Origin of the sequence: Paenibacillus sp. LjRoot56 (assembly GCF_964253335.1) — a bacterium.
Lineage (GTDB): Bacteria > Bacillota > Bacilli > Paenibacillales > NBRC-103111 > Paenibacillus_E > Paenibacillus_E allorhizoplanae.
In genome coordinates, this window is sequence record NZ_CAXURV020000010.1 from 1 (window position 1) to 10470 (window position 10470).

Annotated in this window: 11 protein-coding genes; 10 read left to right on the top strand and 1 reads right to left on the bottom strand. The window is 40.7% G+C overall.

The window, feature by feature from the left end:
* The 6 genes from ACSQ8O_RS36590 to ACSQ8O_RS36615 form a co-directional block, all read left to right on the top strand.
* Positions 1 to 373, top strand: a 373-nt coding sequence (locus ACSQ8O_RS36590; RefSeq protein WP_436245736.1) for a peroxiredoxin-like family protein, incomplete at its 5' end; no start/stop codon positions are given.
* A 442-nt stretch (positions 374 to 815) separates the two neighbouring features.
* Positions 816 to 1451, top strand: coding sequence for a peptide-methionine (S)-S-oxide reductase MsrA (locus ACSQ8O_RS36595; RefSeq protein ID WP_436245737.1), 636 nt, complete (start codon positions 816 to 818; stop codon positions 1449 to 1451).
* A 480-nt stretch (positions 1452 to 1931) separates the two neighbouring features.
* Positions 1932 to 3416: a spore germination protein gene (locus ACSQ8O_RS36600; protein WP_436245738.1), complete on the top strand. Its 1485-nt coding sequence runs from the start codon at positions 1932 to 1934 to the stop codon at positions 3414 to 3416.
* 19 nt (positions 3417 to 3435) lie between these two features.
* Positions 3436 to 4524, top strand: a complete 1089-nt coding sequence (locus ACSQ8O_RS36605; RefSeq protein WP_436245739.1) for a Ger(x)C family spore germination protein — start codon at positions 3436 to 3438, stop codon at positions 4522 to 4524.
* Positions 4525 to 4563: 39 nt separating this feature from the next.
* Positions 4564 to 5661: a GerAB/ArcD/ProY family transporter gene (locus tag ACSQ8O_RS36610; protein WP_436245740.1), complete on the top strand. Its 1098-nt coding sequence runs from the start codon at positions 4564 to 4566 to the stop codon at positions 5659 to 5661.
* Between the two features lie 104 nt (positions 5662 to 5765).
* Complete coding sequence (locus ACSQ8O_RS36615; RefSeq protein WP_436245741.1) at positions 5766 to 5945, top strand: hypothetical protein; 180 nt, start codon at positions 5766 to 5768, stop codon at positions 5943 to 5945.
* 172 nt (positions 5946 to 6117) lie between these two features.
* Here ACSQ8O_RS36615 and ACSQ8O_RS36620 read toward each other — a convergent pair whose 3' ends face one another.
* On the bottom strand, positions 6118 to 6456 hold the full coding sequence (locus ACSQ8O_RS36620; protein WP_436245742.1) for an MmcQ/YjbR family DNA-binding protein: 339 nt from the start codon (positions 6454 to 6456) through the stop codon (positions 6118 to 6120).
* A 405-nt stretch (positions 6457 to 6861) separates the two neighbouring features.
* On the opposite strand from ACSQ8O_RS36620, the gene ACSQ8O_RS36625 reads away from it, so the two are divergent.
* The 4 genes from ACSQ8O_RS36625 (at position 6862) to ACSQ8O_RS36640 (ending at position 10257) form a co-directional block, all read left to right on the top strand.
* Entirely contained in the window at positions 6862 to 7512 is a 651-nt protein-coding gene (locus ACSQ8O_RS36625; RefSeq protein WP_436245743.1) for a peroxiredoxin-like family protein, read from the top strand.
* Positions 7513 to 7792: 280 nt separating this feature from the next.
* On the top strand, positions 7793 to 8392 hold the full coding sequence (locus ACSQ8O_RS36630) for a nitroreductase family protein (RefSeq protein ID WP_436245746.1): 600 nt from the start codon (positions 7793 to 7795) through the stop codon (positions 8390 to 8392).
* Between the two features lie 133 nt (positions 8393 to 8525).
* Positions 8526 to 9158: a YktB family protein gene (locus ACSQ8O_RS36635; protein ID WP_436245744.1), complete on the top strand. Its 633-nt coding sequence runs from the start codon at positions 8526 to 8528 to the stop codon at positions 9156 to 9158.
* A 166-nt stretch (positions 9159 to 9324) separates the two neighbouring features.
* Positions 9325 to 10257 carry a DMT family transporter gene (locus tag ACSQ8O_RS36640; protein WP_436245745.1) on the top strand — a complete coding sequence of 311 codons (933 nt, stop codon included), beginning with the start codon at positions 9325 to 9327 and terminating at the stop codon, positions 10255 to 10257.
* The last annotated feature ends 213 nt before the right edge of the window (positions 10258 to 10470 follow it).

Consider the following 10470-nt stretch of genomic DNA (forward strand, 5'->3'; position numbering starts at 1 on the left):
AGCTTCCGGGAAGCAATCAGGCGAAAAGGCGGTGGACTTTAAATTAACAAACGCACTAGGTCAAGATGTAATTTTATTTGAAGAGCTCGCGAAAGGCCCGGTTGTGCTGGTCTTCTATCGCGGCGGATGGTGTCCTTTTTGCAATATGCAATTAAAGGCTTACCAGCAGATATTGCCGGAAAACCAAGGGATGGGAGCGCAGCTTATAGCGATTAGCCAGCAAAAGCCGGATCATTCGTTATCCCTGCAGGAAAAGGAAGGATTAGAATTTCAAGTCCTTAGCCGATCCGAACGGCTTGGTAACGGCCAAGTACAATCTGCTCTTCGATGTTCCGCCGGGAGTAAGGGAAGTCACGTAAGGTATCGGACTTGATCTTGCAGAGTACAACAATACCTCGAAATGGGTTTTGCCGGTTCCGGCTACCTTCATGATTGATGAGAGCGCCATTATTCGCTCCTCCTATGTCAATCCGAATTTCATGCAGCGTCAAAGCCCGGAGGAAATTTTGCGAGAACTAAAAAAGTCGTAACGATTTTTGCATCATTCATTTGTGAGCAGAATAATCGATTATGGTAAGAACAAGTCTGAAGAAGCGAGGCTTTAAATTAGATATCACATGTATAATTATCTTGCCGTACGATAAGACCTGACATATCCATATAATATGATGGGAGAAAATCTTGAACAAAGCTTCCGACAAGTGGCGGAAAAGGCGCAGTGGGAGCTGGTCGTGTCTTGATTCAAAGGTCCTCGAAATTTCAACCTTGCTTATTATCGAGCTCCTAAATGATATGATAATAAGGAGGTGACCAAGATGAGTGATTGCAAAATTCAAACTTTAACATTGGGTATGGGTTGCTTCTGGAGCCCTGACGCTTTGTTCGGACAATTAACCGGAATCATAAGAACGCGTGTAGGCTTTGCTGGAGGAACTACAGATCATCCGACTTACCGACAACTAGGAGACCATACCGAAACGGTCGAAATGGATTTCGATTCTGGTATCTTAAGTTTGGAGACCCTATTGAATGTGTTCTGGAGCAGCCATAATCCGGTGAATGTAAACGATTACAAAGGCCAGCAGTATAGATCTTTGATATTATTTCGTGACCCCACACAGAACAATGTAATCCGAGAGGTCAAGAGAACCACCGAAGAACGAGGACAAGGAATACTGGACACCGAGGTTGCTCCCTTTACCGTGTTTTATCCTGTCGAGGATCGACATCAGAAATATTATTTGAAACGGTATCCAGATGCCATTAAAAAACTGAGAACTATCATTCCAACCGATGAAGAACTGACGAACTCAACCTTGGCTGCACGCTTAAACGGTCTGGCTAAAGGTTATACCAATCTAGAGAAAATTATAAATGAAATCCGAACTTGGCAGATTAGCGGAGAGGAACAGGAAGAGATCATCCATCTAATCAAGCAGATAAAATGGTGAGGGCTGTGAGCCCCATAATCCTCCAACCTAGTAAAAACCAGCGTAGTTCAAAAGCAGCTTAAATGAGTAGTCCATGATCATAGTCATGAAAAAAAGCGTAAGTTCGAAAGGGGAATTCACCTCAGAACTTGCGCTTTTTTGGTTCATTGATGCCCACTTGAGGAAATTGTGGGTAAGCGAAGGCCATCCGACCTCCAGGCTTACTTTCTGTAAGCCGAGAAGCAGAAAAAGCCTGAATTCTCGGTTATTCTTGATTTGCGTTTCAAGTTGGGGTCCCGCCAACAGCGACTTGATCCCGTTACTGGATGCCACAATGCTTTTTCCCGTAGCCGCTGCCAGTACTCATCCAATGGCCCGACTGAACGATCAGTCGAAATCTTTTGTGATTCCACCCATGTATAAAAAAAGAGTTTTTTACAAAAAATAACATGCTACCATAAAGAACATTTGGAGACTTTAGCCAGGAAGGATTTATTCGCAATGAAAACAGATTTTAGAAACCTCGATCAATTATTAAAATTATCCGTACAATCGAGTGACTTTAAGACAACAGTGATTTTACTTGGTAAACAAGAAGTGAGTATTTTCTATTATAGTACCTTAATCGATGCGAAGTGGATGCAGCAACATTTGATTCTTGTGATGCAAAATCGATCATTGGATTCCGAAATCAAGGAAATTGAGGATATTAAGACCTGGATTCCCATTAATGATATAGAGATTACCGACGATTTAACAAATATTCAATCCAAACTGCTGAAAGGTTATGCGATCGTTCAACTTCATGAAAACGATCAAAAGTGTGCATTGGTTAATTTAGCCGATAATCATGGATTGCGAGAAAACAATGATACGGAAAACGAGTTTAGCGTCGTCGGTCCTAAAGTCGGTTTCGTAGAGGACCTGGATACAAACATCGGTTTGCTAAGATCACAAATCAATCTCCCAAACTTGATTATAAAAGAAATTATCATTGGAACAACTTCAAAAACAAAAGTCGCAATCATTTATATCGATGGGTTGACAAATGAACAGTATATTCAAACTGTTGAGCAAAGGCTTACTGATATTGATATCGATTTCGTGTTTGATTCGTCCTTACTGGACCAAATGATGTCCGACAATTCTTTGACGCCATTTCCATTGTTTGTATCCACGGAACGCAGGGACCGAGTGGTGTATTCACTTATTAACGGGCAAGTCGCGGTCATTAGCGACGGATCACCTTATATTGTTACGGGACCCTCTACATTGTTTGATTTTTTTATTTCCGCGGAAGATTATTATTTACCATGGATATTAGGTTCTTTTTTTCGATTGATTCGAATCTTTGGTGTCATTTTTTCGCTGTTTAGCACGTCAATGTATGTTGCGATAACCACATATCATTATGAAGTCATTCCAAAAGCTTTGCTTAGTCCCCTTATATTTTCCAGAATGAATGTTCCATTTCCGCCCTTCTTTGAAGTGCTTTTTTTAGAAATAACCATTGAATTTCTTCGGGAAGCAGGGGCCAGATTACCAACAAAAATTGGACAAACCTTAGGTATTGTCGGAGGAATTGTTATCGGTCAAGCTGCGGTCGCAGCAGCTTTAACAAGTAATATTTTACTAATTCTTGTCGCGCTATCGGCTTTAGCCTCATTTACGACACCGATATATAAGATGTCAAATGCGATACGATTTTTACGCTTTCCTTTCATCATTCTGTCAGCGATATGGGGGGGAATTGGCATATTTATCGGGGTGGGTTTTCTGTTCGTCCATATTATTCGTTTAAAATCATTAGGCGCTCCTTACGCTGTTCCGATTTTTCCTTTAAGGATTATGTCTTTTAAAGACAGTTTTATACGTTCATCTTTTCAAATTCTGAATAAAAGACCTCAACATTTAAGACCAAAATCTTCAGTTAAGTATTTGCCTAAAAAACCAGTTAAACAGAAAAATGACTTAGATGAAGAATAAATTATGAAAGAGGGCCATTATGTATAGGAGGAAAATTTTCCTTGTTATCATTTTGTGTGCAGTTTTATCGGCTTGTGCCGATCAAAAAATTGTGAATGATATTTGTCTTGTCCATGCAATTAGCTTTGATACCGTTGCGAATAGTATGAAAAGCGCTGTTCTAATTTCTCACTTTAAAGAACCGGGAAAAACAGAACTAGACGTTTTACATACGGAATCCAACGCTATTATTGACGGTTTGCCACGAGCAAATGCGCGGACAAATGATCCCCTTGAAAGGGGACAGTTAAGGATGGTGTTATTCGGAAAAACGCGTGCAGAAAAAGGGACTGGGGCTGTAATGCATCATTTTCTCCACGATACTAAATTTTCATCGCGGATTCAGCTTGGAGTCGTGGATCGAGACGCTTCGGATCTGTTGGAAATCGCCAAAAAAACCCATGAACCCTTTTTTTTATCGGATATAATTGAGCAAAACATCAGAAATGGAAATTTACCGTTGATGAACCTTCATGTATCCTTGTTTAATTATTATGGTGAAGGACGAGACATGTTTTTACCGTATTTTAAAATAGATCACGGAGAAGTAGTAATCGATGGTCTGGCTTTATTTAGAAGTGATCAAAAGATAACCGAAATTAACATGAAGGACGCTTTCTTATTAAAAATGCTTATTCAGAACTCGAAGAATGGAAGCTACAATGTTCCAGTTGCAGGAAAAGCATCAAGCAAACAGGGTGAAGATTTCATTTTATTGAGAAGCATGCATTCAAAGGCAAGCTATATTGTGAACAAAGTGAAACCAATCCCTTCTATTTCAATTCGGTTGAAATTGGTGACGGAACTTCAGAATGTCCCGGATTGGGTGGATTTGAGATCAGAAGAGCAGCTTGCACAGCTTGAAAAAACGATGGGTTCTTATTTTAAAAAAGAAATTGAAAAATTCCTGTCACTATTGAAGGAAAATAAGGTTGATCCAGTCGGCTTGGGCGATTTAGTAAGAAGTCGGTCTAAGGTATGGCGTGCCCAAGATTTTGAAGAAATTTATCAAGTAATAAAAACATCAGTAAGCGTTCAGGTTAAAATCGCCAAAACCGGAAGTGCTTGAACGATGTCTGGAAGTACAGTTTAGTGAGGTGTTTCGTATATGAAAAATTCTGTTGACGAAAAGCACTTAATATCTCCCTTCTTAATTGTTCCTCTTATGTATGTCAGTATGGTCGGGGTCGGAGTTCTGAATTTCCAACGAGAAGTGGCCGAACATGCCGGATATAATGCTTATATTTCTGTTGTTTTAGTAGGGATTAGCATTCATTTAATCTTATGGATGATTTATAAAATTTTACGTTCTAATCAAGAAGGTCTAGATGTAACTACAGTCAACACTACATGTTTCGGGAAAATTGCAGGAAACATAATCAATTTCGCAATCGTTCTTTATTTTTGTTTCGGAGCTTTTATTGAATTCAAAGCCTATATTGAAGTTATTCAACTCTGGGTGTTTCCCTCAATAAAAATTTTACCCATAAGCACCATTTTGGTGTTGCTTATATACTATACCGTATCCGGCGGGTTTCGGTCCGTTACCGGACTAAGTTTTTTGGGATTACTAATTACACTTATTTTTATTTTACCAGAAAATTTGTTAGTTTTGCCGTATATACATCCGTTAAACTTGATGCCTCTTTTTAACCATTCAATAACCGACATATTACTCTCTTCTAAAAGCATGTTATATCAATTCTTGGGATTTGAAGCTCTTCTGCTCTTTTACCCATTCATTAAATCACCGACAAAATCTCAAAAATGGGCACATTTGGCGGTATTTTTTATTACATTAATGTATTTGATGTTAATAATCAATACGTTTATGTATTACAGTGAAGGGCAGCTGCGCGAAATCTTTTGGCCGACGATTGATATGCTCAAGATTATTGAGGGACCTGTGTTCCAAAGAATAGAATATCTGGCCATTTCAATGTGGTTGATAAAAATATTAGCGGGCATATCTTTAGGCTTATGGGCGGCATGCCGTGGAATGAAAAACGTTTTTCAGATCAAACCGCGTGCGAGCTTGCTAGCTTTTCTGGTCGGAATTCTGATATTAGAGTATTTTTTGAAGGACCGTATCATATTTCGATGGATTTCCGAGTTTTATTCAGACGTCGGACTTTATTTTATTTATGGATATATCCCGATTATGTTCGTAGTCACGCAGGTAAGGAAAAATTGGAAAAAGGGGTAGTAGTAGCACAGTTGATTCCACCCGCAAACGAATGGATTATAATGCAGCCAGGTTGTTTAGTAAATAGTCACAAACGGGGCAAGCTGCTGATCATCCTTTGAACTGTGACCCGTAAGATGGACACTTTGAAAAAAGTGCCCATCTTACGGGTCATTTGTGTGGCTTTAAAAGTCGCTGCAGTACAGGCGTATCTCACTAGTCAACCGCCGATGGAGATCTTCTTGGAGGCAGGCTTTCATCTAGATGCCATTGGACATAACAAACCAAAGAAGTGTTTCGGCTAACGATATGCAAGCTCTTGTCGAGTGCATTGGACATAAACTTGTATCGTGAAAATGAAAAAATCCGCGGTTTACGCGGATCTGCCCCTTCCTGCATTGAGATACGGGAGCGCAGCCTTCGTCATGTGAAAATGAGGAAACACATTTGCATGATAGATTTCCAATAATTGCAAGACTAATTAGATTCCCGGATGCTCTTAGGAAGGCTCTTAACAACCAAATCGTAAGAGTGGTCAATCATTGCAAAGATATCCGACTCTGGCAAAGAACCCTCGAGAATAATCGTATTCCAGTGCTGTTTGTTCATATGATACCCCGGTCGAACGTCCTCATGGTGCTCTCTCAAGTTTTCCGCTATCACCGGGTCACATTTTAGGTTCAAGTACCCTTTTTCCTCATAAAAAAGAGCGAATATTTTACCTGCAATTTTTATCGCGAGTGGATCGGTTCCCAAGGGATAATCCTTAATCGCTCCTTTTTTGTTTAGACAGTATTCGATGAAATTATTTTTCAAACCGGTTCATCTCCTTCGTAAATAACATTGTATAGTCCACGCTGTTAATCTAAATCGTCGGCAAGCATCTTCAGTTACCGGCGACCAAAAAACGCTCTTCCTCCTAAAACGAGTATCTTCATCCGTATTCTCCTTTCACGTTTGCATTCTTATTTTTTTTATTAGAGAATTTTCTCCCGCCAGGAAAAAAGATGCGGTTAATTGATAACCCTTTGTCCATGGTAGGGTGCCTGATACTTGCAGATTAACATGCCGGTCGAATCGGTGTCAGTAATCTACTTTACATTGTTCTGCCGTTTTACATAACTTCAAAAATAAAATGGAGAACTGTAAACTACATTACAGTTCTCCATTTTATTTAGAATTATACTCATGCTATCACTTGATAGTGGAGGTTTAAGAACGATGAGCATCCAAAATTTAACCGAACAGCTGGAAGCGGCCACACAGCAGTTTAAGGCCAATGCACCAATTGAAGCGCAGATCAAGATCGGTCAAATGATTGAGGAACTTCAGAAATCGGGGATCGCTTCCGGGAAGCAACAAGGCGAGAAGGCGGTGGACTTTAAATTAACAAACGCACTAGGCCGGGATGTAATTTTATTTGAAGAGCTCGCGAAAGGGCCGGTTCTGCTGGTCTTCTATCGCGGCGGATGGTGTCCTTCTTGCAATATGCAATTAAGGGCTTACCAGCAGATTTTGCCGGAAATCCAAGCGATGGGAGCGCAGCTTATAGCGATTAGCCCGCAAAAACCGGATCATTCGTTATCCCTTCAGGAAAAGGAATCATTGGAATTTCAAGTCCTTAGCGATCCGAACGGCTTGGTAACGGCCAAGTACAATCTGCTCTTCGATGTTCCGCCGGGAGTAAGGGAACTCATGGAAGGTAACGGACTCAATCTTGCGGAGTACAACAATACCTCGAAATGGGTTTTGCCGATTCCGGCTACATTCATAATCGATGAGAACGCCATTATCCGCTCCGCTTATGTCAATCCGAATTTCAGGCAGCGCCAAAGCCCGGAGGAAATTTTGCAAGAGCTAAAAAAGCTGTAAGGATTTTTGGATCATCATTTCATGAGTCAAGGTCATAAATCCGGCGCCGTCGTGCAGCCCTTGACGGCGAAAAAACATGTGACGTATTGTCTTAAATCGTTCCTGTTCCCTTATTAAATTAGAACTATTTCTCTTACACACTAAGATAGATTCAAGTATGTAATTTACTTTACATACCTTTTTTTTTGTAATGGTTATAATAAATTTGTGTCCCGTGGACATAGGAACTAGGAAGATTGAAAATTGAAAAAATATAGTAAGGAGAGGTATCATGGAAACCTTGGAGAAAGATTTATTCACTGCACTACGCGAACGGCGCTCTATTTATGGAATTAGCAAAGAATCACCAATTTCGGATCAAAGTATCCAAGAAATAATCGAGGAAACCGTTAAACATACACCATCGGCGTTTAACAATCAAACTACCCGCGTAGTTCTGCTCTTGGGTGAACAACATGACAAGTTATGGGATATTACGACCGAAGTTCTCAAAGCAGTCGTTCCTGCCGAACAATTTTCTTCTACTCAGGAAAAAATGAATGGATTTCGGAACGGATACGGTACAGTTCTTTTCTTTGAAGATCAGTCAGTTATTGATAGTTTTATGAATCAATATCCATCTTACAAAGAACACTTCCCGATTTGGTCACATCACACAAATGGAATGCACCAATTGGTGATCTGGATGGCGCTAGAGGCTAAAGGGCTGGGTGTAAACCTACAGCATTACAATCCATTGATTGATGAACGGGTAAAAGCAGAATGGAAGTTGCCGGAAAGCTGGAAACTGATTGCCCAAATGCCGTTCGGTAAACCGTCTGCCTCAGCAGGTGAAAAGAAATTTAATCCGGTACAAGAACGTATAAAAGTTTTTAAATAAACTTAACATTGAGACTGTCTCAATGACAGTCTCTTTGTTTTAACATAATATCCCATTTTATATCGTAGTCTGAAGGCTTCTGGAACTGCCCTTGAAATATTGAAAAACGTAAGTGAAATGAGGCATACCGACCATGAGTTTTACCGGATTTACACAGCTTGATTTCGACACCTTTGCCATAGACGGTCTGGATGGCCGGATGGAAGCGATCCGCGAACGCATTCAACCGAAATTCAAAACGCTGGGGGATTCTTTGATGCAAGATCTCTCGCTCTTTGCTGGAACCAAGATGTACATGCATATCGCCAAACATTTGCGCCGCAAAATTAATCCTCCTGTCGATACCTGGATGGCCATCTGCCCGAACAAACGGGGCTACAAGCAAGTCCCTCACTTTCAGGTCGGATTGTTTGATGACCGCGTCTTTATATGGCTTGCTTTGATTTATGAGCTGCCGAACAAAAGCAACATAGCCACCGCTTATATGAAGCATCTCGAGGAGATCCGGAAGGAAGTTCCTTCCGACTTCGTCATTTCGTTCGACCATATGAAAAAGGACGTCACGCCTGTAGCGGAATTGGACAACAGGTACTGGACGGAAGCGCTGACTCGTTTCCGGGATGTGAAGAAGGCGGAGCTGCTGATCGGCCGTAACCTGCATTTCCAAGACCAGGTGCTGGCGAAGCCCGATGAGTTCGAACAGCTGGTCAATCAAACCTTCGAGAAGCTCATCCCGCTGTATCAGCTGGCTATAGATGCATCATAATGTGAATTAAGGGAATTTTTATGCAAAACTAAGCTTTTCTTAAACTGATTTGTGTACGTTACACTCTCGAAGTTCACAATTCCATTCGTTCTGATCTAGCGATTTTAGAGCTATTGTAGCTAACGACAAGTTAATCTGCAAAACAAAAAGATTGAAGGTGAAAAATATGGTGAATTTTAAGGCATGGGCATTTCTGATCGGGGCTAATCTATTTTGGGCCGGTAATATCATTTTTGGAAAATTGATTGTAGGTGAGTTACCTTCTGAATGGACAGTATTTCTAAGGTGGGTCGTCGGACTGATTCTTCTTATTCCCATTGCCCAATTTATTGAGAAGCCTTCATGGGGTCAAATATGGAGGAATAACTGGGTGTTAATTATTTTGCTAGCTACTTTATCCATTGTGCTCTACACCTATCTCTCGTATGCTTCATTGCAGTTCACATCTGCGACGAACAGCGCTCTATTTACTACCCTTGCGCCTGGCTTGATTATGCTCTTTTCGTTGATTTTTCTAAGAGAAAAAGTAAGTGTCTTTCAGTTCATTGGATTAATCACCTCGTTTATTGGTGTTCTGATTGTGTTGACGAAAGGCAACCTGCTGCAGTTGTTTCATACTCAGTATAACGAGGGAGATGCGATCATGCTATTGGCCGTCTTATGTTGGGCTGCTTATTCATTGCTTTTAAAAAAAGCAAAAGGCATTCCGCCTGTGACATTAGTTGCGATGATTGCGCTGGTCGGTGCTATTCTGATGGTTCCTTTTTTATTATTCCTGCCGATTCACTCCGACAAAATCACTTCTTTGGGGATCATAGGGGTTATATACATGGGGGTGTTCCCGTCAGTCGGTTCGTTTATCTTTTGGAATCAAGGCGTTAAGATACTAGGCCCGAGCAAGGCCGGCATAACGATGAATCTGATTCCTGTATTTACAGCAATTATTTCGGTTATCTTGGGGCATGCTTTGGAGATGTCGCAGATACTCGGGGGACTCATGACGATTGCCGGTATGTTATTGATTGCAATAAAACGGAAACAGGTATCACAGATTAGCGCTCCCGTCGCTCAACAGCTAGGCCTAAAAGAAACAATTTAAAATCCGTGACCATCTTCAATTTCGGTTTGCAACAGTCTGGCACTATCTGCCCTATTACAGTAACTTTGAACACTTTGTTTGGCCGTTGATCCAAACCTTAATCTGGTTTTTAATTAAAGCTCTTTTCGTATTTTAAAATATGTGGAGAACTGTAATCTACTTCACAGAACTCCGAGTTATTTGGATATATAATCAAGCTATCACTTGATATTG

Excerpts from the sequence above, each read along its gene's own strand:
- ACSQ8O_RS36595 (WP_436245737.1), top strand. The coding sequence starts at position 816 with ATGAGTGATTGCAAAATTCAAACTTTAACATTGGGTATGGGTTGCTTC.
- ACSQ8O_RS36625 (WP_436245743.1), top strand. The coding sequence starts at position 6,862 with ATGAGCATCCAAAATTTAACCGAACAGCTGGAAGCGGCCACACAGCAG.
- ACSQ8O_RS36640 (WP_436245745.1), top strand. The coding sequence starts at position 9,325 with ATGGTGAATTTTAAGGCATGGGCATTTCTGATCGGGGCTAATCTATTT.
- ACSQ8O_RS36600 (WP_436245738.1), top strand. The coding sequence starts at position 1,932 with ATGAAAACAGATTTTAGAAACCTCGATCAATTATTAAAATTATCCGTA.
- ACSQ8O_RS36635 (WP_436245744.1), top strand. The coding sequence starts at position 8,526 with ATGAGTTTTACCGGATTTACACAGCTTGATTTCGACACCTTTGCCATA.
- ACSQ8O_RS36610 (WP_436245740.1), top strand. The coding sequence starts at position 4,564 with ATGAAAAATTCTGTTGACGAAAAGCACTTAATATCTCCCTTCTTAATT.
- ACSQ8O_RS36605 (WP_436245739.1), top strand. The coding sequence starts at position 3,436 with ATGTATAGGAGGAAAATTTTCCTTGTTATCATTTTGTGTGCAGTTTTA.